Annotated in this window: 18 protein-coding genes; 7 read left to right on the forward strand and 11 right to left on the reverse strand. The window is 43.7% G+C overall.

The features are described 5' to 3' along the window. Positions 1-24: 24 nt before the first annotated feature. The gene (gene recB, locus ACXAGV_RS11310) at positions 25-3,942 is read right to left on the reverse strand and encodes an exodeoxyribonuclease V subunit beta (protein WP_474873346.1); all 3,918 of its coding nucleotides are present in this window, start codon (positions 3,940-3,942) and stop codon (positions 25-27) included. Next, positions 3,939-7,571 (reverse strand): exodeoxyribonuclease V subunit gamma, encoded by a 3,633-nt coding sequence (recC, locus tag ACXAGV_RS11315; RefSeq protein ID WP_474873347.1) that lies wholly within the window; start codon positions 7,569-7,571, stop codon positions 3,939-3,941. The genes recB and recC overlap by 4 nt, the downstream gene beginning before the upstream one ends. A gap of 635 nt (positions 7,572-8,206) precedes the next feature. On the opposite strand from recC, the gene ACXAGV_RS11320 reads away from it, so the two are divergent. Continuing rightward, positions 8,207-8,860, forward strand: a complete 654-nt coding sequence (locus tag ACXAGV_RS11320; RefSeq protein ID WP_474873348.1) for a dUTP diphosphatase — start codon at positions 8,207-8,209, stop codon at positions 8,858-8,860. Between the two features lie 174 nt (positions 8,861-9,034). Here ACXAGV_RS11320 and ACXAGV_RS11325 read toward each other — a convergent pair whose 3' ends face one another. The 7 genes from ACXAGV_RS11325 to ACXAGV_RS11355 form a co-directional block, all read right to left on the reverse strand. Continuing rightward, on the reverse strand, positions 9,035-10,714 hold the full coding sequence (locus ACXAGV_RS11325) for an AMP-binding protein (protein WP_474873349.1): 1,680 nt from the start codon (positions 10,712-10,714) through the stop codon (positions 9,035-9,037). Between the two features lie 214 nt (positions 10,715-10,928). Next, on the reverse strand, positions 10,929-15,098 hold the full coding sequence (locus ACXAGV_RS11330) for an EAL domain-containing protein (protein WP_474873568.1): 4,170 nt from the start codon (positions 15,096-15,098) through the stop codon (positions 10,929-10,931). Between the two features lie 267 nt (positions 15,099-15,365). Further along, positions 15,366-16,754, reverse strand: a complete 1,389-nt coding sequence (locus tag ACXAGV_RS11335; protein WP_474873350.1) for a ribonuclease J — start codon at positions 16,752-16,754, stop codon at positions 15,366-15,368. A 65-nt stretch (positions 16,755-16,819) separates the two neighbouring features. Further along, on the reverse strand, positions 16,820-17,053 hold the full coding sequence (locus tag ACXAGV_RS11340) for a DUF2789 family protein (RefSeq protein ID WP_474873351.1): 234 nt from the start codon (positions 17,051-17,053) through the stop codon (positions 16,820-16,822). Between the two features lie 132 nt (positions 17,054-17,185). Next, a complete protein-coding gene (locus ACXAGV_RS11345) occupies positions 17,186-17,536 on the reverse strand; it encodes a DUF2750 domain-containing protein (RefSeq protein ID WP_474873352.1) in 351 nt (116 codons plus the stop codon). Between the two features lie 63 nt (positions 17,537-17,599). After that, positions 17,600-18,430 carry a LysR family transcriptional regulator gene (locus ACXAGV_RS11350; protein WP_474873353.1) on the reverse strand — a complete coding sequence of 277 codons (831 nt, stop codon included), beginning with the start codon at positions 18,428-18,430 and terminating at the stop codon, positions 17,600-17,602. A gap of 126 nt (positions 18,431-18,556) precedes the next feature. After that, the gene (locus ACXAGV_RS11355) at positions 18,557-18,724 is read right to left on the reverse strand and encodes a hypothetical protein (protein ID WP_168463489.1); all 168 of its coding nucleotides are present in this window, start codon (positions 18,722-18,724) and stop codon (positions 18,557-18,559) included. A 400-nt stretch (positions 18,725-19,124) separates the two neighbouring features. Here ACXAGV_RS11355 and ACXAGV_RS11360 point away from each other — a divergent pair, with 400 nt between their 5' ends. Together ACXAGV_RS11360 and ACXAGV_RS11365 are read left to right on the forward strand one after the other, a co-directional pair. Beyond that, entirely contained in the window at positions 19,125-19,481 is a 357-nt protein-coding gene (locus ACXAGV_RS11360) for a MaoP family protein (protein ID WP_474873354.1), read from the forward strand. Positions 19,482-19,673: 192 nt separating this feature from the next. Continuing rightward, positions 19,674-20,414, forward strand: coding sequence for a PRC-barrel domain-containing protein (locus tag ACXAGV_RS11365; protein WP_474873355.1), 741 nt, complete (start codon positions 19,674-19,676; stop codon positions 20,412-20,414). A gap of 90 nt (positions 20,415-20,504) precedes the next feature. Here ACXAGV_RS11365 and ACXAGV_RS11370 read toward each other — a convergent pair whose 3' ends face one another. After that, positions 20,505-20,813: an ArsR/SmtB family transcription factor gene (locus ACXAGV_RS11370; RefSeq protein WP_474873356.1), complete on the reverse strand. Its 309-nt coding sequence runs from the start codon at positions 20,811-20,813 to the stop codon at positions 20,505-20,507. A gap of 194 nt (positions 20,814-21,007) precedes the next feature. Here ACXAGV_RS11370 and ACXAGV_RS11375 point away from each other — a divergent pair, with 194 nt between their 5' ends. Together ACXAGV_RS11375 and ACXAGV_RS11380 are read left to right on the forward strand one after the other, a co-directional pair. Further along, complete coding sequence (locus ACXAGV_RS11375; protein WP_474873357.1) at positions 21,008-21,358, forward strand: rhodanese-like domain-containing protein; 351 nt, start codon at positions 21,008-21,010, stop codon at positions 21,356-21,358. A gap of 55 nt (positions 21,359-21,413) precedes the next feature. Further along, complete coding sequence (locus tag ACXAGV_RS11380) at positions 21,414-22,334, forward strand: LysR family transcriptional regulator (protein WP_474873358.1); 921 nt, start codon at positions 21,414-21,416, stop codon at positions 22,332-22,334. 11 nt (positions 22,335-22,345) lie between these two features. Here the strand turns inward: ACXAGV_RS11380 and ACXAGV_RS11385 are convergent, their stop codons facing one another. Next, positions 22,346-22,951 (reverse strand): exopolysaccharide biosynthesis protein, encoded by a 606-nt coding sequence (locus ACXAGV_RS11385; protein WP_474873359.1) that lies wholly within the window; start codon positions 22,949-22,951, stop codon positions 22,346-22,348. A 466-nt stretch (positions 22,952-23,417) separates the two neighbouring features. On the opposite strand from ACXAGV_RS11385, the gene ACXAGV_RS11390 reads away from it, so the two are divergent. Both ACXAGV_RS11390 and ACXAGV_RS11395 read left to right on the forward strand, forming a co-directional pair. Next, the gene (locus ACXAGV_RS11390; protein ID WP_474873360.1) at positions 23,418-24,749 is read left to right on the forward strand and encodes a sigma-54-dependent transcriptional regulator; all 1,332 of its coding nucleotides are present in this window, start codon (positions 23,418-23,420) and stop codon (positions 24,747-24,749) included. A gap of 14 nt (positions 24,750-24,763) precedes the next feature. Next, the gene (locus tag ACXAGV_RS11395) at positions 24,764-24,988 is read left to right on the forward strand and encodes a hypothetical protein (RefSeq protein WP_474873361.1); all 225 of its coding nucleotides are present in this window, start codon (positions 24,764-24,766) and stop codon (positions 24,986-24,988) included. Positions 24,989-24,990 lie beyond the last annotated feature (2 nt).

Genomic DNA, 24,990 nt, shown 5'->3' on the forward strand with positions numbered 1-24,990 from the left:
TTGCTTCACTTTCTTTAACGTTTATTACTCGTCATCGAAACTAAACTGCTGCTGACCAGAAGACTGTTGCTCCAAAGGCTGGCGAGAACTGCCTGCATGCTTTGTACTATCGCCTTGGTAGGCATCATTTTTGCTCGCAAATATCCCGTCTAATCGGTTGAGTACAGACGATGGAATATCAGTATAAAATACCCCTTCCCCGCGCTCGTTTTCTGGGTGCATCCCGCGTAGATACAGGTAATACACTCCACCGAAATGCATATCTGGGTCGTAGTTAGGCAGCGTATTCTTTAAATAGCGATGTAGCGCCAGGCAGTAAATTAAGTACTGAAGGTCGTAAAGGTGATGCTGGTTGTTATGAAACAGCGCTGTTGGCGTGTAGCTATCTAATGTATCGCCAAGCCAGGTTGACTTGTAGTCTGCCACATAAAACTGACCGTCATGCTCAAAAATCAAATCAATAAACCCGTGCATCATTCCCTGTAATTTCGCTGTGATTAGTTGAGGCGCTGTTTCCACTTCGCCACCAATAACGTCAGCCACGTTTTTTCGATGAGTCGCCAGAACTTCACGAAGCTGAGTCCATTGCGTGCCGTTCATTGGAAAATAGAATTCGGCTTCGCGCAGGGTTTGCGCTACCGGCAAATCACTCATGCTAAACTGCGTATTAGGATACAGAGGCGTCTGTAGGGCTTCTTCTAACCATTCATAAAGTAGCGGCGTTCGCTTCTCATCTAACCCGAAGCGGTTAACCAGTTCCTTGCCAGTTTCTTCCCAATCGGGCGCACTAAAGTCACTGTGCTCTAGAATATCGTGAAGTAAATTACCTGCGCTCGCACCTTTCTCTAGGGTAAAACGCAGATCACTTTTACTTACCGTACTTTCAATACCTGCCGAGGAATTGATGTCTGCATCAATCGAGCCCATCTCACCCATAAGGGTGTCGCTTGCATACACTTCTTCATCTCGAATGGTTTGAAGTACGGGCACACTAGGAAAGGTTTGACTCAAGGGCTCTGTTGATGCGCCGGTCTCTGGGCTTTGCCCTGTAACAACCATGGTTAAACGGCTCATTGCTGAGAATGAATACAGTCGCCATTCTTCGCTTGCCGTGCCGGTAAATTGCAACGCGGTAAGCTGAGAAAGCTCATCTTCTTGCTCAAAGCCGGTATACACTTCCTCAAACTCATCACCGTCGATATGGCTGGCATGAGACGCTTCTTCTTCAGCAACACGGTTTAACACACTCGACCAATCGTTGTTGCTGCCATCGCCACCTACACCAAGTGCTCGTGCTAATGCGCTTCTTTCATTGTTAGTCAGCGGTACAACACTCATGTAACAGCGATGGGCAGCTCGTGTTACCGCCACATAGGCCAGTCGCATGTCTTCCGCTTCGCTCTCGCTTTGAACGCGAGCTATCGCCTGTGGCGTCTGCCCAAGCTGCATTTGTAAATCTTGTTTTTCTTCGTCGTAATAGGTAAATATTTGCGACGTAGTGTTGCCGTTTTTAGCGGCGTCTCTGTAGCCGGTGGCAAAAGGAACAAACACAATGGGGTACTCTAGCCCTTTCGAGCCGTGTTGAGTAATAAGTCGAATAAGTTGGCTGTCACTTTCTAGGCGCAAAGTAAGCTCTTCATCGCTTTCAGGCTTATGAATTTGCTTATTCAACCAGTCGAGTAGCTGCTCAGGGCGCTGGTGAGTAGTGCTGGCTTTTTCCAGCACTTCAGCCAAATGCTGATAGTTAGTAAGGGCGCGTTCCACGCTGTCAGCATGAGGTTGATAGCTATCTTGCATTAAATACAGCAGCACACTCATGCACCCTTTTTGCAACCACATATCGCGCAGCGACAATACCTTGTCGATAGCAGCATCCCACTGCGCGTCATCTTCATGGTACAACAGTTCAATAAGTGTTTGGGCACTATAACCCCAAAGCGGTGACGCCAAGCTCGATGCCACTTTACTGGTGTCGTTAGCGTGCCAAATACCGTTAAGCAGCCTCAGTACATCTTTGGCTTCGGCACTGGCAAATAAGTTACTGCGATCGCTTAAATAAACACACGCCAAGCCTTTTTGCTGAAGTACACTTTTGATAGCGCCAGCTTCGGTCCTGTCTTTCACCAAGATAGCGATATCCTGAGGCCTCACCGGCGCGGTGCCACCATTGGCGGTTTGAAAGTGCGCTTCGTTCAATAAGCGGTAAATCTCTTGCGCAATCCACTGAGCCATTTTGCGACGCATAATGTGGGTATTTTCTTTATCTTCCAAACACATGCTAACGTAGTTCATTGCGCTGCGTTTCGTTACAGCACTTTTCATTAAACTATCCTGCTCGGCAGGGTCGATAAGTGGCGTTTTTGCCGCGGCCGCTTTAGGCGTAAACTCCACAGGGTTGTATTTTATGTCAAAGCCAAACACATCGGTGGGTTTGTTTGATGCTACTGGCGCACCGTAAAATAACCGGTTATAGGCTTTAACCATGCCCTCTACCGAGCGCCAGTTGGTATTCATCACCCAGCGGTAATCTGCCTGCCTACCCGCCTTTAAATAGGTAAAAATATCGCCGCCGCGAAAGCGATAAATCGCCTGCTTGGGGTCACCTATCATTAACAACGCACTTTCTTTAGCTTCTGCAAGATTAGGATAAACTGCGTCTAAAATCGCGTACTGCTTTGCATCGGTATCTTGAAATTCGTCAATTAGCGCTACAGGAAACTTCTTACGAAGCTCAGGCACAAGAGTATTGTTTGGTTTCACCACTTCGTCGGCGAGCATGCGAATAAGATCGTCGAAGTCGATAACGCCAAGCTGCTTTTTCTGCTTTTCAACGCGGGATTTGATGAACGCAATAGCTTCAACCACCAGCTTGAATACGGGCACTTTACTAAGCGCTTTGTCTTTCTCACCAAATGCTTTTTTAAGCGCCCCTGCAAAATCTTTTATAGGCGTTAAAACCTCTTTTACGCCAGATGCGTTTCGCGCATATCGGTTACCTTTAACGAAGGCCTCCGCTTCCGGTGGAGGAAGATAATAACTTTGTTCATCTACGCAAGAACGCAACCAAGCTTTAAGCGCAGCCAATTCCTGCGGCCGCTCTTTTTTATGGGCAGGTGTTTTGATGAGCTGTTCTACCAATAGCCCTTCATTGTCTTCTACGCTTTGAAGTAGAGACTTCACGTAGGCTAAAGACGTGTGCGGCGCTTCATCTAGCTGCTTTTTACACGCCGCCTCAATATCCTCTTCACTAAGTAATATTGGGGTCAGAGTACTTTTAATGCTGGCGTTAAATTCACGCAACAGTTTGTCGGGTGTATGCCAGCCTGACTCTGCCAGTAGCCTAAACTCGTCCTCACTTTTGCTAATTTTTCGAATGAAATCTTCGGCAGCTTCAAGGTATAGGTCGCTGGTGTCATTGCCCAAATTGAGGGACATAGCAAAGCCGCTGTTAAACGCTAGCTGGGTGATAACATGCTGACAGAAGCCGTGAATAGTAAACACCGAGGCTTCATCAAGCTCTAGCTGCGCCGCTTTTAAAAGGGCCAGACTCTCGTCAATATCACAGCTGTTAAATAAATCCTGATAAACAGGGTCACAGCTACTGTCTATTTCATTGCCGTTATCTTTGGCTTGCTGCCAAATAAGTAGAGCTTCTCTTAGTGTTGCCGCAATACGCCCCTTTATTTCTTCGGTCGCGGCTTTGGTGAAGGTCATCACCAATATTTCTTTTACTGTGAGTTTTTTTTCAAGCAATAGACGCAGGTACAAGCGCGTAATATTAAAGGTTTTACCTGTGCCAGCGCTGGCCTCAATAAGATGGCGCCCTTTTAACGGCATAGCGACGACATCGAGTAATTGCGCTTCAGTGCCGCTGTGGTCGTCGGTTTGCAGCTGAGCTTGCTCGTCTATAGGGTTATCAGAGGATGTAGGGTTGTAACTCATAGCTTTTCCTCCTGAGACGCATTGTTGACCATGGCGAGCAGCACAAAAGCACTTAAATGCGGTATATCATTCCAACTAACGCCCTGAGGAAACAACCAATGTAAGTAAGGATTGCTTGCCATATCGGCGCTGAATTGCCCGCTACTTTGCTGCCAGTCAGTTAACGCTCGCTGTAATTCTATCGTGTCAAAAAGTACAGCGGCTTGATCCACTACCTGTTTCGCTTTTTCGTGTTTTTCACTTGTCGTTTCGCTAGCTACAGCGTTGTCTTTATCAGTGAACGGACACATTTCATCTACTGCCTGTTGAACTTGGCGAAGTATCGCTTTGTCGGTTTCACTAGTCCCGTCGGCACTATTTAGTAGCGCATGCAGAATGTCGGTAAACATCTCAGGCTTTATGCTTTCCACTACTGGCTTAGTGTCTGAATTTCTGGTGCCGGGCATAAAAGTACCGAACAAACTTAAATGAATAGGTGTCGGCGCTGTATAAACAGCCATGTAAAGCTGTTCAATAAACAAAAGTAACCCCACAGCAGTTTCTCGGTCGTAAGCGGGGAAGCGCTGCTTTTTCAAAATGGTTTCGCCCTTTTCCCAGGCACACGAATAGATATCCAGTGGATAATTGCTTGAACTGGTTTCTTCAACGGTACTTGAAAAAACTAATTGGGAGATGAAGAAACCCAATGCGCGGTGTGCGTCAATCTTGCCTGCACAAAGCTCAACTAGCGCGTCACTGCCTAATAAAGCCGACGAAGTAAAGGTGATGTATTTGCCTTGAAAGTGCGCTTTTTTAGGTTCCGCGTCATGAGGGCCCATTGCCTGACTTAATGCCAATGCCCCTTCTTTCCACATTTCAACTTCATCTCTGGCAACGGGGTTATTGGGAATATCCCCTCTAAGCGACGCAAACGTGATCACTTGTTCACTATAAGAAAGCGGGGTGACATCATCTTTCTCTGGCGCAATGCGCTCTGCAGACGAAAAGATAGCGTCGAGCACCTGGTAGCGCAGCAGCGCATTGGTTTCAAACGGCTCGCTATTTTCAAGTAGCGTAAACGATTGAGACAGATTCACACCAAGCCGTTGTACGGAAAAATACTCCAGCGGATCTTTGAAAGCTCTCGCAATTTGAATACCTGATAGACGAAGCGATTGCGTTGATAGTGCATCAGGTGATGGCGCTAACGTTGCCATATCTGCATCGTTGGCAGATTCATTATCTGCTTCGTCGGTATTTAATTTCGTCTTTTGTAACGCGTCAGCTAACCGTAGCCACCCTGTTTCGTAGCTCGGCAGGGTTCCCGTAAAGCCTTCTTCACTGAACGGGTGTAGCGGCGCACTAACGCTGTACTTTGATAACTCCAGTGCGTAGCTGTTTTCTAGCATATCCATGAACTCAGCCAATACTAGACTGGGTTGTCGCTCACTATTATTAGTAACGTCGTTTCCTTGGTAGCTTAAATATAAGCTCTCTCTGGTGGAAATAATGGCTTCTAGGAATAAATACCTGTCCTCCAAACGTCGTGAGCGGTCACCGATTTGGCGGCCAGCGCCTGCCATTAAATCGAGGCCTAGCGGGCTTGATTTTCTGGGGAATTCACTGTCGTTCAGCCCCAAAATACACACTTTTTTAAATGGTATGCTTCGCATTGGCAGCATAGAGCACACAGTAACTTGACCGGTCATAAAATGGTTTCCGGCATCTGGCGACGAGAAACGATTGAGTAGCAGGTCGCGTACCTGACGAAGGGTGAGTTCGTGCTCATAACCTGCCTCCTCGCATCGTGCAGCAAGATCGGCAGCAACTTTGGCAATAAGATCCCAACTTTGCTGCTGCTCTTTTATCGGCATAAAACACGCATCTCTAAGTGCTATTAAGGCTTTAGACCACTGCTTAGGTGTCCTTGATGCTGTTAATGCTTGGGCAAACTCACCGAGCATAGCCACAACGTCAATAAGCTTGCCTAGCGTAAGCGCACTTTGTCCTTCAACATCGGGAATAGTTAGTAAGTCACTAACAATGACTTCACTATCTGGTGCAAGCATGCCCATAAGTAATCGGCGTATTCCCCACCACCAGCTGTAAGTGTCGTCTAGATCAACGCCCTCTGAAACGGCCGTTTTATGGGCGCTATTAAGACCCCAATGAATATGAGCTTGTTTTAGCCATACCACCATTTGCTCTATATCATCTTGTGACACTGAGAAACGCTTTTGCACTGAATCTAGCTGCAGATAATCCATAATGTCCGACACACCAAAGCGGCTATCGGGCAGCTGTAACAGCGCCATAAACGCCGCAATCAACGGCTCTGCATCCATTGGGCTTCTATCTGCAATGGTACAAGGAAGCCTAACCTGCCCCCTGCCAGCCAAAGCCTTAGTACCTACTCTGTGAAATACAGCATCAACAAATGGTGCGTAGTTTTCGATGGCGGGGCACATCACTAAAATATCAGACGGGGTACGCGTTTTATCCTGAGATAACCAATGTAGTAAGTGGTCGTGTAACACTTGAACTTCGCGAAGCGCAGAATGGGTGCACATGATAGTAACGCTATCGTCTTTCTCTCTTAAATCATGAGTAAGTGGCTTAGGTTGAGCGGCTTGCAATATATCGTTGTGAATATATTCGAGTAGACCACGATCATTGTCGCTGTCAGCGTTATCGTTTGTTTCTTCAAAACCCGGTGAATCGAACGCACTAATCTCAAAGGTATCCAGCTCAGTGAGTAAGTTGAATAGCTCTCTGCCCTGCTTACCTAAGTTGCCAAGCAGCGGGTTTGACTGATCTTCTTCCATCCATTTTTTGAGGCCTTCTAAGCGCAAGAACTTCGCCTGTTCGCTACTACTTTTCGCTTCACCCCAATAATTAACGCTAGGATTTAAGTGAAATATATGAATATCAATGTGCTGCGCGAGAGCGTCGAAAAACGCGATCAGCTGCGGGGCCATAGTATTAATTGCAAACACTATGACACGAGAAGGCAACTTATTCGTTGGATCACTGGGTAAGTGGTCAGCTTCCAACACCCCTAACGCCTCTAAGGTCATTTGATGCAAACGTGCAGGATGCAGCGGTTGCTCTTTGACCAATATGCGCCAAATTTCACTTTGCCATATCTCCATGTCATCAAATACAGCGCGTTCGTTAGCTTCCCATTTGAATAGCCAGTCTGGGCGGTACAGCAAGTATTGCTCGTACACGTCAGCAAGAGCGGTAGCTAGCTGAAGGCGCTGTAGCCCCTGCTCTTGTTCGCTACCAGCATTTTGCCAATACTGGTTAACTTGCTCAAAGGCTTCTGTGCTCATTAGCGAGCAATCTTGGAGAATGTTATCAATGCGCCATGTCAGCACTTCACGGCGATAAGGCGACTGCTTAGGTACTAAGTCTTGCCCCAATACCGCACGTGCCGTATTCCACATAAAACGCACTGGTAAAGGATAATCAATATTCATCGCCACACCATGCTCAGAGGCTAGTTGCATACTAACCCAGTGCTGCATACCTGGGCTTTCAACCAAGATGGTTTCTGGCGTAAACACACCTATGGGCTGCTGACGTAAAAGCGTGGTGAGAAGAAAACTTAAGTGTTCTAATTTATTAGAGGGATATAGCGCAAGCAATCGAAAAATCCTTTGTAGAACGTGCTTTTAGATACTGTGCAAAGACTGAACAGGTATCGTTGACCTTATAATTTAGTGTATCGCATTGGGCTCAGTAGTTAAGTGATTTCTCTAAAATTTAGATAAGCAAATGTCTTATGGTAATAATACAAAATCTTGGGCACGGCGAAGAATCAATGCTGGTGAGTGCTTAAACAAGATGATAAGAAAAGCTGACACGCCGGATAAGCGAAAAAATAAAGTTGCTATTTTTTAGGCAAAAAAAACCCACACAGACCTCAGGACACGAAAAATCTGTATGGGTAAGGTTTACGGTCTACTCAGTAACAACGTGAATGAGCGTTGCCTGGCACTCATTCACGTTAGCGCTACTGGGCAGCACTGTTAACAAATTGAATTTTGCAGATTGAATGCCAACTTTTTAACCTTTATTATTCAACAACTTAAACAAAACCCCATACTTTAGTTGTAACCATACAGTTTTACTATGGTGCAAATGCACCACGAGCATGCATTAAACCGGAAATACATCATTGCTGTATCAGTAATATCAATTAGCGGTTCCTCCTACATCGTCATTCAAGTACAATTTCGTCTTTAGAAAACGTAACGTAATTTCACGGTCAGGAGCAACAATGTTAACCGCGCAACAACTCGCCACTATGCTTTCTCTTCAGGATAAAATGAACGCCAAAGTAAACCATGACTGGCTAAATGCTGGTTACGGATACTTACGTGCAGCAATGGTAGAGTCAGTTGAAGCAATTGAGCATCATGGTTGGAAATGGTGGAAAGCACAGCAAAAAGACTTGCCTCAACTTCAAATGGAATTAGTAGACATTTGGCACTTCGCGCTAAGCGCCTGCATTATTGAATATAAAGGTGACATCGCTGAGTCTGCGAAAAATATTGCTTCTGAACTAGCAAGTGGCAGCAGTTCTGTGACTTTTGACGGAAAAGACTATGACGCGTCAAATCAGTCGCTTCTTGATAACTTAGAATTAATGACAGGACTTTGCGCCGCCAAACGCTTTAGCGTCCCACTATTCATGTTCATCGTAAGCCAATGCGACATGTCGGCTGATGAGTTGTATCGTCAGTATGTAGGCAAAAATGTTCTCAACTTCTTCCGCCAAGACAACGGCTACAAAGAAGGCACTTATGTGAAAGTGTGGGAAGGTCGTGAAGACAACGAGCACTTGGTAGAAGTAATGGATGCCCTAGACTTAACGAAGCCTGAGTTTAGCGACTTAGTCTACGAAGGTTTACGCGCTCGCTACCCTGCTTAATTTTACATTGAGTTTGGCACGCGCGATTGAGTAAAGTGGTCTACTTGTAATAGCGATTGCAGAAAAACCAGAGCGGCTTCAGCGCTAACCGCGCTTCATGTTCTGATAACAAAAAGCTCTGTCATAGACAGAGCTTTTTTCATTATTTCTAAAGCGAAGGGCTATACAGGAAATTTAAGCATCAACCCAAACTAATTTGTCGCTATAGCTACCTTGGATAATATCAACAAAGCGGTCTTCTAAAACATGACGCTTTACTTTAAGCGTCGGAGTCAGCAAGTCGTTTTCGATGCTCCATTCGTTTTTCATAATGACAACGCGATCCATAACCTGATGGCTTTCCAGTTTTGCGTTGATAGCTTCGAATGTTTTCTTAAGGCTTGCTTCAATACCTGCTTTGTCTTTTTTCTGCGCTTCTTCACTAAGCACTAGCAAAGCCACAGGTTGAGGCAAATTAGTCCCCGTTACACACACTTGCTCAACAATAGGGTTTTCCATGAATTTTGCTTCAATCGGCGCTGGCGTAACATATTTGCCCTTCGCAGTTTTAAAGATGTCTTTTAGACGACCAGTAATTTTAACGTAGCCATCAGCATCAATTACCCCTTTATCGCCGGTGCGCAGATAACCATCCTCAGTAAAGACTTCAGCCGTTTTTTGTGGTTCCAAGTAGTATTCCAGCATATTGCACGGCGACTTAACTTGAATCTCACCCTCTTCTGAAGTACGGATGTCTACGCCGTCGTATGGCTTGCCGATACAGCCGATTTTATCATGACGGAAAGGCACACTGCCGGTGCCATAAGCACTGTTCTCGGTCATTCCCCATCCCTCAGAAATGTAGATACCGATTTTCGCGAACCATTCAATGACAGCCGGCGCAAGTGGCGCTGAGCCACTTGCCCACAAGCGCGCATTGTTAATGCCCAATCCATTGCGAATTTTCTTCGCTACAATTTTGTTCAAAAATGGAATCTTGAGCAGCGTATCCAGCTTTTTCTGAGGCATTTTCGCGAGTACGCCCATTTGAAACTTAGTCCACAGACGAGGCACCGAAATAAATAGCGTTGGCTGACAATGACCGACATCGCGCTGGAATGTCGCTAAGTCTTCCACAAAATGGATTTTTCCACCGCTGTAGTAGCTAGAAAGCTCCACTAATACACGTTCAGTAATGTGCGCGAGTGGTAAATAGCTCATTGTGCGATCGTTCTGATTGATACCTAGCTGGTCAAGAGAGCGACGCGCTGCCCAACAAGCCGTATTGTAGCTATGTACCACCCCTTTAGGCTGACCAGTACTGCCTGATGTATAAATGATTGTCATCAAATCATCCATATCAGGTACAGGTGAATCTGTAATGGGTGCGATATCCATAAACTCTTTCCACTGCTGCTTGGTAGCAATGTTTGGATAAGGGAAGGCAACCGTTAAATATTCTGAAGGAATAGATGCAACTTGTTCAGCAGTGTTGTCTAGTTTTCCAACGAACAGTAGCTGCACGTCAGCATGTTTCAATACATACTGGACAGTGTCTGGACCGGCTGTTGAGAAAATAGGTACCGACACGTGACCTGCCATCATAATGCCCAGATCAGCGATAAACCACTCAGCACAGTTTTTTGAAAAGATGCCTATACGGCTGCCTTGCGGGAAATCGAATTCACGTAAACGTGCTGCCACTTTTCTGGCTTGTTCGGCGACTTGTTTCCATGTGTAGTCGTGATATTCACCGTTAATAGGCTGCGTAAGAAATACGTCGTTTCCACGGCTTTGTTCCCAGTGGTACAACATACTTAATGGCGATGTTATTACTTCCGTGGTATTTGCGTTTGCTGTCATGTCTAGCGGCATAAGTCACTCATATGTTGTTATAATGTAGCTCATTTTTACAATGATTTCACAGACTCCTAATAAGCCCTATTTTTTATTGAAAAACAAGCTTTTTAAACAAGCGTTTACATTCTTTGCGATGAATAACAAGACATTGGGCGCTAAATTTAATTTTTTTATAGATGAAGCTTTTTGCTCTTTATGATCTTTCTCGGATAAAAACTGGCTACAGCTCCTATGCCCACTTTTTAAACAACAGAGGTGCAAGCTCATCAGCTGCGCATGGCTTCGCGTAAAAATATCCTTGGTGGAAAAAGCACGATTTCTCAATAAGTTCGTCAACCTGCGCTTTAGTTTCAACCCCTTCTGCAACACAACTCATATTTAGGTTAGTCGCGAGTGCTATCGTCGTCGTAACCAACGCTTCGTTGGCATTACCAGGCGCCATTTCGTTAACGAAGCTTTTGTCTATTTTAAGTACCGACAGTGGATAACGTTTTAAATAACTGAGCGATGAATACCCCGTTCCAAAGTCATCTAGTGCTAGCACAAAACCTTCATTAACAAAGCGATTAATTTGCCTCAAGGCATTATCGCTATCGTCCATTAACACCCCTTCAGTGATCTCAAATCTGAATGCTTCTTTTGGTAAATCGAATTCGTTTAACAGACTCAGTACACCGCTTAAGTCGAATTCTGTCTTAAAATGAAGCGCGGATAAGTTAATCGACACATACCCAGTAAAGCCTTGGCTATACCAAGATGCCAAGTCTTCTGCGGCTCGGCGCATGGCTTGCCGTGTCACTTCTATAATATATTTAAGTTCTTCTAAAATAGGTATGAATTGGTCGGGGAATAGTGGCTCGCCATCTAGCTTACTTCTCAGCAGTAACTCAACGCCTATTGTGGTATTGGTCCTTGCATCGATGATTGGTTGATAGTGATTAAAGAAACAGTTATCCGAGTACGCGCGCTTAACTTTATTTTCTAACTGTAAACGTGTTTTAGCACGTTCATTCATGTCACTGGTAAAGTATGTAAAACCACTTAATGCATCTTTCTTGGCGCTATACATGGCAACGTCGGCCTGCTTAATAAGCTCTGCGGGCTCGGACGCATCTTCGGGATAAAAAGCAACGCCAATACTACAGGATACGCGCAGCACTTCTTCAGCCAGTGAAATTGGTGTTTCTACCGATTCGATAATCTGTGCGACGAAAGAACTTAGGTCATCGCTTTCATCTACCTCTTCGATGACAATAACGAATTCATCACCTCCAAGCCGCGCCACCGTGCCAGACTCTGCTACTAGATTTCGCATTCTGTTCGCCACTATACGTAACAGTTTGTCGCCATAATCGTGGCCGAGAGAATCGTTAATACCTTTAAACCTGTCCAAATCTACAAACATTACTGCTACACGATGTTCGTGATGTCGAGCAAGCCCAATGGCATGTTCAAGTCTATCAAGCAGCAAGGTTCTATTTACCAGCCCCGTCAAGCTGTCGTACGTAGCAATCTTCAGCAACTTGCGTTCTGCGTTTTTCTGCTCAGTAATATCTGAAATAACAATAAGGTAGTGCTCTGCGTCGTTAGTCTCGCCACTTACTGCAGTAATATCTATCAGCACGTCGTAACGCTTGCCGTCGGCACCGTCAATAACGGCTTCGTCTTTCCAAAAATCACCGCCCTGCATTTCCGGGAGCTTACCTGAAAGATGCCTATTAAGGTTGGGATAGCGCATATAAAGCCGCGCAAGCTGCTTGGGCAGAGGATCTTTACTATTAAAACCAAACACTTGTTCAAAGGAAGGATTAGCCGCGACGAGACGCTTGTCCTTATCGAAAATTAGTACCCAATCTCGAGTTTGCCTAAAAGCATCACTAAATAACGTCACTTGCTGTTGTGCTTTTTGTAATCGGAATAAGTGACGCTGCCTAGAAAGTAAGTAAGCCACTAACAGGCCCAAGGCTAAGGTGGCATATATCGAATAGGCCAACGGCGAACGAAGCGGTGCGTATGGCATAGACAGGCTTACTTCCGCTGGCAGAACGTTAAAGTCGAAGCTTCCAGGTGTGGGCGCGACGGTAAAAACATATTCGCCAGGTTCGATATTAGTAAAGGTTACTTTCGCATCTTCAGTAATACCTTCGGTAACCACTTTGTCACCATTTAAAAGTTTGTAGTAATACTTCACTTTTCCTATGCCAGACATGGCGAGTGCGGAAAAGTGAATGGTTAGTCCATAGTCCTCATAATTTAAATTAAAATGGTGACCGCTTAAGTTTTTTAGGGGCTGATTTAGCTCGCGATTACCTAGTACAACTTCAGTAATGGCGGTTTTCTTGCCGAGTAAACCACCGCCAGCATCTAAACTTTCCAGTTGTGACGCAGAAAAGACAACGGCACCACTAGTAGAACCATAGGCCAGCCTTCCATCGTTAAGTTTTAGCGATGCCCCCTGATTGAACTCTGAAACACTTAATTCTCGACCGTAAATAAAATTCTTAATTTGACCGGTTGAAGGGTCGTATCTGTGAAGACCTTTATGCGAGCTAAACCAGATACTGCCAGACTCATCCTTCTGAAGCCCATAAACAATGTTTGATAATAAAATATTGTTATCATTCAAATTATAAAGAGGTTCGAAAGTATCCGCATCTAGGCCGATTAGCCCCACGCCACTGTAAGCAAGCCAAAGTACGCCCATATCGTCAATTACCCACGATGTAATGGAACGTTCGCTACCTCTATGGACCTCGGGGAAACGATATACCAGTTCATGCTGCGAGGTTGCCGGATCGATTAACCACAATCCTCCCTCTGTAGCTAAGAACAACCTGTCATTGTGGTATTTTGACTGTCCTATAAAACCATTAGAAAAATTGATATCGAACACTCGAGGGTCTAGTTTAAATGGCGAAATTTCTTTTTTGGCGACGTCGTATTTTAAAAAGCTTTCGTAACCAATGAAATACAGAATACCCTCATTGGATAAGAGCATGCCGGGCCCATAAGTATCAAAAACCGTATTTTCCCCTCCACTCGATACTTCAGGACGAGACACTTCTCCTGTTTTCGGGTCAAATAACCGTATCCCCTCATAAGTACTTAAGAACAATTTTCCACTCTGCAAAGGGATAATCTTATCGACTGCTCCCTTTCCATAAACTTCGTCATCGAAGTAATAAAACTTTTCGGATATATTCGTAGCGAAGTCATAATGATTTAGCCCGTTTTCAGTCCCTATCCATATTTTATTGGGCTCTGTTTCAGCAAATGTCCACACAACATGACTGGTTAGCGTACTGTCTTCACCTGTTCTTTCATTCTGGATAGCAAAGATATCTGCGCTTTTCACCCCAAAATACAACGCACCAGCGTAAACAGAACTCATCCACAAATTATCTGCTTCATCTTTGGCTATTGCGGTGATCTTTTTATTTGAGATTTCAGTGAAGCCATTATTGGGCTCTAAGATATGTTCGTGCACCCAACCATTAGCTGTTTGAACTAATTGGTACAAGCCTTTATTTGTGCCCATCCAGAACGCATTTTCTTTGTACTGCACCAAAGTCCACACATTTCTATCAGATGCTACTTGTGTAAATACATTTTCTTTAACACCGCTGACTTGCGCTAAAAAATCTTCTTTGTCTGTAACGAATACCCCGAGTACCGTTGTAATCCAGACTCTGTTTTGCTCATCCAACATCAGAAATTTTGCATTGATATTGTCAATATTTTGCTCAATATCACCTAGGTAATCCAAGCTAACCAAAGGCTGTTCAGCATCAAAGATATTTTTGACATAAACACCTTTGGTCGTTGCCACTATCAAAACATCATCGATAGTTATGGCTGAACGAATACTATGTTTATTTTCAAGCAAAGGTGCCGGTAATTCAGCAATGCGGGTTATTTCGTTTTCTTCAGTATCAAACAGTTGCACTTCTTCGTTTAGTGCGATAACGAGTTTACTTGGCGTGTACCAATGAAATGTCTCGGCATGTTGCACAACCCCTTCTATGTCATGATACTTCGTGGGCGCTATTTGAACGACATTTTGTGTGGTTAAATCAAGATAGAAATTTCCTCGCCCATAGATACTGAACCAAAGCGCTTCCGAACCTTGCAGCGCTAGCCGATGAACTGATGCATCTGCAAGGGTATTATCAGGGCCTGTTACGCGTTTAGTTCTTACGCCGTCCCACCGAACTAAGCCACCTTCAGTGGCAATCCATACAAATCCATCTTCGCTTATAACAATGTCATTAACGACATCTTGAGGCAGGCCATTTTTTGTCGAGAGGGACTGAAAAACAGGATTAGATAACCGTGGAGATGCCACTGCACCTAAACAAACAGAAAAAGCCAAAAGAAAAAGGTAGGTCAAACACTTCATCACGAATGGATCGCATAATTTACATTTTTATTATATTTCCAAGTGTAACAGAATGTTTTAAACATGGGCAGCATCATGCCGAGGATTTTACAATCTTGAAAGATATCGTTATAACATTGAAATTTAAGGGCTTATTGAAAGCACCTAGCTAGCTTTGTAATGCAAAAAGTACACCCTTTGACCAACTCTTGGCGATAAGTTTTCCAATGAATCCGCTGCACTGCTATTTGGTTTTGTTTACAAACTGACTGTATTCACACTAGTTCGTTAATCCTGCTGTACAGGCACGCGCCCAACCGGTACAACCTGTCTCCTAATACTGGGCTGTGGCGCTAGCCTGTATAGATCACCATTTTGACCCACATAATGCTTAGTCACACCACATAGCTTCGCAATTTCCGCGTGGGCTTTTAGATGCTGGTGTTCGCCATGAACCGGAATGGCAATTTTGGGTTTAACCCAGTGATACATTAATTTGAGTTCTTCCTCGCAAGGATGGCCGCTCGCGTGAATAGGTAAGACACTATCTTCACTGTGAATAACAGAGACACCTTTTGCTGATAATTCTTTGCTCAAACGCTCTACACTGTCTTCATTGCCAGGAATAACGATAGAAGAAAATAGAACCGTGTCGCCCTTGTCTAGACTAAGGTGGGGATGATTATCTCGTGCTAAGCGGGCCAACGCGGTATTCTTCTCACCTTGACTACCTGTTGCCACTGCTAATACCTCTTGCGGTGGCAAATACCCTAGATGTTGTGGATCTGTAATCGGTAAATCATCCGGCCAAATACCTTGTTGTTTGGCAATGCCATACATGTTCATTAATGAACGTCCATACAATCCCATGTATCGCTTTGTTTTCCTAGCAATTCTTGCCAGTGAAATAAGCCTTGCTATATTGCTACCAAAGCACCCAACAACGACCCTCCCTTTCAGAGGCGCTATAGTACTCAATAATCCGTCGTAACAGTTTCTTTCTGAGATCGAAAAACCAGGTTTTGGCGCGTTAGTGGAATCACCCACCAGGGCAAGGATGTTTTCTTCACCCAATCGCTTGTATAGGTTGACATCGAAAGGTTGACCGGTGATCGGATTGGCATCAATTTTCCAATCTGCAGTATGTAATACTGTTCCCACTGGGGTGGTGATTTTCAGAGCAAAAGGTTCGGGCAAAGAATGAGTAATGGCTAACCAATGCACGCTAAACGGTCCAATTTGCTTCATTTCGTCTGCATCAACTTCAATGATTGCAATTCGGTTTGCGAGCTTGGTTCGAGCAAGCTTGCGCCTTAACACTTCAGCCGTGAACGACGTTGTATAAATAGGCTTTTGAAATCGCTCCCATAAATAAGGAATAGCACCCACATGATCTTCATGTGCGTGCGTAATAACAATACCCGCAAGCGAGTCCTTTTGATTTGAGATGAAAGTCGGATCAGGAGCGACCACTCTGTGCGTTGGCCCTTTGGATTGAATTGCGCGGCCTCCTTTGCCAGCCGCTTTATAATTTGGCACTAGAGGTTCGTCAAACGATACACCGCAATCGACCATCAACCATTGACCATTGTGTCCGTACAAATTGAGGTTCATACCTATTTCGCCTGTCCCTCCTAAGGGAACAAACCACAAATCGTCGATGTTTGGTTGCAACAAAGCGTAAACTGCCTTTTTAAAACGTTAAATATAGCGTGCGAAGACGGGTAACAAAAACAACCTGATTATTCGTGAAGCTCTGCATTTAATTGATCAATGATTTCAGCCCATGCAGCATCTTCAACAATCGCTTCTTTTAAAAAAGCAGACTGACTTTCATTCCAATAAGGCGCTTCGTGTAAGTGCTGGCTTTTATTAAGTCCTCGATGTGCCTCGAAAAATTCAGCTATTTCTTCGTCAGAGCTCCCTAAACCGAGCTGGCTGAATAAGCTATTCATTGTAGGTTGTTCAGTAAACATAACGCCTCCTAGGGTTACACATAAACAAAAGCAAAATTAAAGCGACATCAGCGCTGCATGATAAGCACATGCAAATTGCTTTTTTTTTCGTTACTGAATATTTACCCTCTGATGAGCCCTTGAGATCACACGTTAAAGATGCTCAGCGAACTCCTCTGGGGTAATTACCTCACCCTCTTCTGCGGGAACGGGGCATACTATGACCATAAGTTCGTCTTGTGTCATACCAGGCACCCACTTCAATAAAAATTCTTTAGTTGTCAGCTCCATGGCTTCGCAATGTGCCCAGTCTTCAGTAGCCCACAAAAGCGCAAGCTCAGCATCTGGCCAAACAGGTACGCCATCTTCCTCGTCGGTGGTTAGCATCACACAGCCGTGCTCGTCTTTAAGGATAAACAATTTCTGTTCTGCTTTAATTGTTTCAAGGCTTGCTTCCAAACGCTGAAATGCATTTTTTTCTAGTAAAGGGTGTAATTGAGACATTGGACTCTCTCTAAAATTCTGTCATTTGCGTGCCGAACGTAACGGCACATTTTCTGGTTTCATTTAACAAGCTGTCGATACGCTTTCTATAATTTCAGCAAGACCAACCCGACGTACTTGCTTCATACTGTGCACGTAAACTTTAAGTGACACGTTTTCTATCGTCTCTATTTTAGTCACTTTGGCGCCAGATGGTAACTGCGTTTCAACGTCTATTGGAAGTACAGCTATACCGCCTTCACTTTGTAGATTATTCAGCGCTAAATTTAACGAGTTCGTCCTTAACTTGGCATCGCGAAGTTGCGGATAGGTAGTAAGAAGCCAGTCTCTGGCTTTAGCGCCCCAATCTATTGCTACAAAATCTGCAGCATCTATAGATTCTTTGCCCTCTCCAATACGGAACAGCGCCAGCTCATGCTCTAATAAGACATCGCTATTCACCTCTTCAGATTTAAGTGGCTCGGTGGAAAATGAGAGATCTGTGACCCTTTCATGAAGCTGACGAGACAAAGTATCAAGCGTTAAAACTTCTGCCTTTATCGACCAATCAGGAAATGAATTGTGAAGATGGCTAAGCATTTTAGGCAACAGCAATTCACTGGCAAGCTGTGTTGCGCCACACACGACATATTCAGAAGACTGAATTTGAAGTTCTTGCTTCGCTTCATTCAACGTAGCGCATAATTGCTTAGCATAGGGAAGCAACTTTTCACCTGACTGTGTAAGCTGAATACTATTGCGCTGTCTTATAAAAAGCGTGGTGTGAAAATATTCTTCAAGAAGCTTTATTCGTGCACTAACGGCAGATTGAGTGAGGTAAAGGTTTTCCGCAGCTTTACCAAAGTGACGTGTTTTAGCCACCTCTATAAAGGTGGTGAGAAAGCGTATATCCATGCTTGTTGAACAACCGAATCAAAGTAGACGTAAATTGACACAGATCATACGGCAAGTAAACACAAAAGCACAGAAACGCACCGCTTAATGCGGTGCGCTTAAATAAAATTTCACCAACTCGCTGAATTAATACTCTTCTTGGTGCAGGCGACGCTGTTTATCTCGGCGTTGCAAGTCACGCTTCTGTTTCTCCTTTACCGTACTTTGACGTTTGGAGCTTGGTTTTTTAGCGTGAAAATCTTCCTCTTCTACCGAGTCCCATTCATCACGCTGGTAACGATAGTCTTTACTCATTGACTTCTCTGGGTTGTTAACACACCTCAATTATTATCGTAAGTAGTAAAATGGAAAACGAATTTTAATCATCGTAGCGACAAGAATTTTTGATTACGTACTCAATAAAATATAATAGACCTAGCACACGCGTTTCTATTACGCTTGTATCATCACATTAAGCTAAAACATTTAGAGTTTAAAAAGACTAATTTTTAATTTAAATTCAAACCTTTAAAAAAATCGCGTGACTCTACTTACCTTATGGCAGTGCTGTTTATTAACTAAACAAAATTGCCGAAATTCATTTTCTTTTTAAGCTCTTAAAAATTTTTTATTGATAAGAGAAAAATCTTTTGTTTTATCTTCGTTTTTAATTATTTTAAAAGTGCGCTGAACAATACAATACGTTGGGTACAACATGAAAAGTTTAGCTATTCGACTATCAGCAAAACCTTATATCGACCGTCAGAAGTTTCCGTATGGTTTCCGTAAATCAGGTGACTTCAGCATTACTGAAGCCGATCTTCTAACAAATTACGGAAAGACCTTGTTAGGACTTGAAAGTGGTGAACTATTACCAGAAAGCGAAGATGAGAAACACTTCGTCGAATTCATCAATGGTAAAGTTGAAGCGGCTACTAACCTAGAAAAGGCATGGGCAAAGTACGTCAGGTTAGCTAGGGGTAAAAAGCACTTTTACACGCTTCATAGCAGTGCTAGCAACCAGTCGGATTACGACGATGATTTTTCTGATGATGAGTTTGATGTCGCCTAGAAAGCACTCTCCTGTTAAAGCTCGCTTAATGCGAGCTTTTTTGTTTGTAAACCGTAATGATCTCAATCAACTTTAACCAAGAACAAAATGGTGAAAGGTTAAGGAATGTCTAAACTTAGAGTAATAAAGAGCGACGTTTATCTACGTTAACCGTTGCTCTGCACAAAGAGCCCAAGCAAAGGAGGCGCAACGATGATCATTAGTTCAAATCAGCTTACTCATTTTTCTATCCATGCCGTGGACGATAAAGTAGGCGGTATTCGGGATATTCTTTTTGACGATGAGACATTTACCGTACGCTACTTGGTTGCAGATACCAATACATGGCTTCCGCTGAGCAGAAAAGTGGTCATTTCTCCCATCGCCGTGACAAAATTAGACAGTGAGACAAGCTCCGTCGATGTAAATATGACGGTTGAAAAACTAAAAAATAGCCCTTCGATAGACGAACATAAACCCGTCTCTCGGGAATACGAGGAAAACCTCTTTAAATACTTTGGGTATGGGTACTACTGGATAGGGCCTGGAGCATGGGGTGAATTTGCACATCCTAACGAGCTTGTTCAGTTGCAGCAGACTGATGAGTCAGAAATGCTTCACCCCAAAAAGACCAGCAATCACTTGAGAGCTGTTGGTGAGGTAGGTGGTTATGAAGTTGCTACTACCACCGATAACGTGGGTCACATCAGCAATTTTATAATTGATTCGCGAAATTGGAAAATCGTCATGCTAGTAGTCGATACGAATAACTGGCTTCCAGGTGGAAAACATTTAGTATTGATGCCACATGATATAAAAAGTATTGATTGGGCCGCACATAGTGTTGAAGTTAAGCTAAGTCATGATGAACTAATTAATAGGCCAGAAGTAGATAGCGACAGAATTGCAGAAGACGATTACATTGCGATGCTTTGCAAGCAAGTCGATAAGTAGTTTACGTAGAGCTTTTAGAAGTCATATTGACCGTACAATGTCCGTTTGACCGCGGACATTGTGTTTGTGTAATGAAAGAATAAAGTATTGCTAGCAGAAGAATTCATACATTAACGCAATAAGACGTTTAACCCGTTCATCCGCAAGGCGGTAGTAGATTGTTTGACCTTCCCTTCTCGTAGCCACCATTTTAGACTCTCGTAATAAAGCAAGATGCTGGGAAATCACGGGCTGTGAAACGTTGACTACTTCTAGTAGTTCAGTTACCGACTTTTCCTCGTCTAATAGTGAACAAAGTACCATTAAACGAGTTTTGTTTGCGAATTGCTTTAGAAAGATTTCAGCTTCCACAGCGTGTTCCACTATATTTTCTGAACCTATTGCCATATCCTCGGACATAAGCACTCCCTATGTGTAAAGTATCTGGGCACTAATTTATCTACTAACTATACTAAAGTATAAGACATTCTGCCGACTTGCCATTTTATGCGATGAATTTCAGTTATTTTTATTGTCTAGTTGAATACACAAGCCTTACATTAGCCTTTTCTTATTTTGATTTATTTGTGCAAATTTATTTTTAAGGAAGGATTATGTTGATTGATTTAAAGACGCGTATTGAAAACATCAATTTTGACATGCGTTGTGTGACTGCTGAACAGGCAGCAAATGAGTTAAAACAAAATAATGGTGCTCTTATCGATGTGAGAGAAAATAGTGAAGCTACAGACCACCCTGTTCCCGCTGCGCTTAATATTCCGCGCGGTATTTTAGAGATGCAAGCACTTGAACGTTTTCAAGATGCCACAACACCACTCTATGTTCACTGTGCGTCTGGCGTTCGTGCGAAGTTAGCGGCAGAACAGTTAATGAACATGGGATATGACAAAGTATCAGTCGTAACCTGTTCAGTACCAACCATTAACCAAGCCTACGAAAAATGACTTGCGCAAGATGTGTATGATATAAGAAGGTCAACTAAAAGATGAAGGGCGATGTATGCTTAAATCTACACTAGAACAATGGCGTATGTTTAAGGCCGTGGTAGATGCCGGGGGTTTTAATCAAGCCGCAGCTGAAGTACATAAAAGTCAATCAAGCGTTCACCACGCGGTTCAAAAGCTGGAAAACGCTATCGGCGTAACGCTGTTTGAAAATATAGGCCGTAAAGTACAGCTTTCACCTCAAGGTGAACTGATGTACAGACGCGCGTCATTTTTGCTCAACGAGGCTCACAAGCTAGAAGCTGTAGCAAGCAGTTTAAAAGTTGGAACAGAAACAACACTGCGTATTGCTGTAGATATTATTTTCCCTTCTGAGTTACTTTATAACGTTTTAGCCAAGGTCTCAGCAGAGTTTCCTTTATTGCGCATTGAAATAGAGGAAACTGTACTAAGCGGTGCTAATGCATTACTAGCTAGTGGAAAAGTGGACTTGGGCATTTCCCCTTTTGTCTTCCCAAATGGGTTCAGTGAGGATTTATGCGAAATTGAGTTTGCCGCTGTTGCTCATGCCGACCATCCTCTGCACCAACTAAACAGAACGCTAACACTAGAAGACCTTAAAACCCATCGTCAAATTGTGGTTCGCGACTCTTCAGCAGAGCGCAAGGCAGATGTAGGTTGGCTCGGAGCGGAACAGCGGTGGACGGTTAGCCACGTAAGAACATCGTTAGATATCATTGCTCAAGGGTTAGGCTTTGCCTGGTTACCTATAGCAATTATAAAAGAAGAACTGGAAAATGGTACGCTGGTACCCCTTCCTTTAGATAACAATGCAGCATTACGAAAAGCCCTACTATATCTTTCTTTCGAAGATGGGGACACATTAGGACCAGCAGCACGCACATTCATAGGGGAATTGAGATACCAAACCATGAACCTACCCACCTCAGATTTCATGATAGATTCCGGCTCTTAATAAATGTAGATTTAACTAATCGCTCCCGGTAGATGCTCAAAGCCTAGCACGAACCCAAATACCGATATTGTCACGCCTATCAAAGCCACCGCACCGTCGTCGGTGGCCATGCCAACTGCCATTATGAGGACTGCTAGTGCAGGTATAAAGCCCATAAAGGGGATGAGTTCAAGGGGGATCATAACAAGGCCACAACCTACACAGTTCAATGCAATCAAAGAACGAAACACGGGCTGCCTCATAAAAAAGCAACGAGGAATGAGAAAGCGATCTATTTTTGCAGCGTGAGGTTTAACCTTTTCAACGATGTTTCTTAATTGATCCGCTTCACAGTGAATATCCATCACTTTTTGAGGCAGCCAAGGGTGTCTGCTACCGAGTAAAATTTGCAATGAGATGAGTAAAATCGTCACACCAGTCAGTGAAGGGACACCGGGTATTGCGCCTATAGGCGTACAAGCGATAAATGATGGAAGCGCCAACATAGGGCCGAAACCGCGCTTTTCCATCACTTCCCAAAAATCAGCAAAATAGAATAAATTCTGACTTGCTCTTGGCTGCATCTTTGTCAGCAGCTCGGACAAAGTCATTGATCTTCCAGCTGTTTTTGCCCACATTTTCAATTCCTTTGACTTGACTTTCGTTTTGTCTCGGTAGTTTCAAAGCGCGCTCTACACTGGAAACGCGCTAAAATCCTTCGTTGTTCACATCACTTATTAGCGAAACTTTACTTGTTAAAGGTTGTGCGAAAAATATGCCATAGGTGTTTCGCAGCTCTTGCAAAAAGCGTGTGGGAATACTTTTTGCAGTACCATGTAAATTAGTAACACTTTGCACTAACCCATACGCTTAATCATCTTCACATCGATTGGCAACGTCGACGCTCTAAAAAAGTCACCGCCTAACCATATTTACGTCGATGATGCGTTTCCCGTATGCGTGCTACCTAAAATTTAACGATTAAAGCAAGGAAACATTCACGGATGCCGTGCGTTTTTGTTATTGTTCCTTGTTATTTATGATAAAACTATAATATTGATTTTATTCCATATTCTTTATGGACAGAGAAAGAGGGACATCCACGTGCTAACCGTACTCTTAGTCGATGACGACGCCGAATTTACTGAAGTTGCCTGTACAATTATTGAATTTTTGGGCCACGACGTTCTTACTGCCGCTACGTTAGCAGAGGCTCGGGACTGGCTCGAAAAAGAAACCTTCGATCACGTATTGCTAGATTTCATGTTGCCCGATGGAAGCGGCGCACATCTTTTCAATGAACTTGATGCACTTCCTAAGAGACCTCGCGTAACACTAATTACTGGCCATCCGTCAGTCAAAAGCGTTATAAAAGGCTTATGTGGACCTACAGTCGATTATCTCGTCAAGCCAATACAGCGTGAAGAAATCGAGGCGGTACTGAGTAAAAAACCAAAACAAAAAGCGCCAGCTGAAGAAAAGATTGAAAAGCATTTCGACTTGCTTATTGGCGAGTCTCCCGTGATGAAAGAGTTGTACAAACTCATTTCACGGGTCAGCAAAACTAGCGCTAACGTTATGCTTTTAGGCGAAAGTGGCGTAGGTAAAGAAGTTGTTGCAGCTGCAATTCACCGCGCTTCAGAAAGTGAAGGGCCTTATATCGCCACTAACTGTGGTGCGTTTTCGAAAGAATTAATTGGTAGTGAACTATTCGGCCATGAAAAAGGGGCATTTACTGGTGCGGTAGGTCGTAAAGAAGGCGTGTTTGAGCAAGCAGAGGGTGGCAGCCTTTTCTTAGATGAAATTACAGAAATGCCCATTGATATGCAGCCAAACCTATTGAGGGTCCTAGAGAATAAAGTCGTTATTCGAGTAGGTGGTACGAAAACAATCCCTGTTAACTGCCGTGTAGTTTCAGCCACAAATAGAACTATGGAAGAGATTGCACAAAGCAAAGTCCTGCGTGAAGACATTTACTTTAGGCTTGCTGTATTTCCGATAACAATACCACCTCTACGCGACAGAAAAGAAGACATTCCTCTGCTAGCTAAAACTTTCATTGCCGAATTTAACAAAGAGAACGGCGCGAATTTCAAGTGGGAAGAAAGCCAGCTAGATACGCTTCAAGCTTATGATTGGCCGGGCAATGTTCGTGAATTAAGGCACTTTGTTCACCGCGCAGCTATTATGAGTGACCCAGAAAAAAGCGAAATTGAGCTCCCTAAAACTATCGAATCTCCATTTGCGCAAAAGCAAAGTACAACACCTGCATTACAAGCGGGAAGAACCATTGAAGATGTAGAAAAAGAGCTTATTTACGCCACCCTGGAAAAAGTGAGTGGCAACAAGACAACGGCGGCTGAAATGTTGGGTATAAGTACCAAAACATTGTACAACCGTCTTCATGCCTATGGTGACCTTAGTAAAGACGAATAAAAGAGGTATTCGACATGACTGGTGAAGAATTTTCTCAACTAAGTGTTTTCGTACACGACGCTCGAAAACCTTTGAATAGAATATCTATGCAGGCTGAGCTAGTTAAAATGGCACTAAATGGAGACGTCCCGCCCGAAAAGGCGTTGGCGGCATTGGATAAAATAATAAGCAGTGCAAAAGACTGCAGTCACACCCTTTCTGATATGACAACTGAGTTGGGTGAGAATGTTTCGGAATGAGT

This window comes from Alteromonas sp. ABH4_453, from assembly GCF_056160665.1.

Bases quoted from the DNA above. Each gene is read 5' to 3' on its own strand.
- recB (WP_474873346.1), bottom strand. From the start codon at position 3,942: ATGAGTTACAACCCTACATCCTCTGATAACCCTATAGACGAGCAAGCT.
- ACXAGV_RS11320 (WP_474873348.1), top strand. From the start codon at position 8,207: ATGTTAACCGCGCAACAACTCGCCACTATGCTTTCTCTTCAGGATAAA.
- ACXAGV_RS11325 (WP_474873349.1), bottom strand. From the start codon at position 10,714: ATGCCGCTAGACATGACAGCAAACGCAAATACCACGGAAGTAATAACA.
- ACXAGV_RS11330 (WP_474873568.1), bottom strand. From the start codon at position 15,098: ATGAAGTGTTTGACCTACCTTTTTCTTTTGGCTTTTTCTGTTTGTTTA.
- ACXAGV_RS11340 (WP_474873351.1), bottom strand. From the start codon at position 17,053: ATGTTTACTGAACAACCTACAATGAATAGCTTATTCAGCCAGCTCGGT.
- ACXAGV_RS11345 (WP_474873352.1), bottom strand. From the start codon at position 17,536: ATGTCTCAATTACACCCTTTACTAGAAAAAAATGCATTTCAGCGTTTG.
- ACXAGV_RS11350 (WP_474873353.1), bottom strand. From the start codon at position 18,430: ATGGATATACGCTTTCTCACCACCTTTATAGAGGTGGCTAAAACACGT.
- ACXAGV_RS11355 (WP_168463489.1), bottom strand. From the start codon at position 18,724: ATGAGTAAAGACTATCGTTACCAGCGTGATGAATGGGACTCGGTAGAA.
- ACXAGV_RS11360 (WP_474873354.1), top strand. From the start codon at position 19,125: ATGAAAAGTTTAGCTATTCGACTATCAGCAAAACCTTATATCGACCGT.
- ACXAGV_RS11365 (WP_474873355.1), top strand. From the start codon at position 19,674: ATGATCATTAGTTCAAATCAGCTTACTCATTTTTCTATCCATGCCGTG.
- ACXAGV_RS11370 (WP_474873356.1), bottom strand. From the start codon at position 20,813: ATGTCCGAGGATATGGCAATAGGTTCAGAAAATATAGTGGAACACGCT.
- ACXAGV_RS11375 (WP_474873357.1), top strand. From the start codon at position 21,008: ATGTTGATTGATTTAAAGACGCGTATTGAAAACATCAATTTTGACATG.
- ACXAGV_RS11380 (WP_474873358.1), top strand. From the start codon at position 21,414: ATGCTTAAATCTACACTAGAACAATGGCGTATGTTTAAGGCCGTGGTA.
- ACXAGV_RS11385 (WP_474873359.1), bottom strand. From the start codon at position 22,951: ATGTGGGCAAAAACAGCTGGAAGATCAATGACTTTGTCCGAGCTGCTG.
- ACXAGV_RS11395 (WP_474873361.1), top strand. From the start codon at position 24,764: ATGACTGGTGAAGAATTTTCTCAACTAAGTGTTTTCGTACACGACGCT.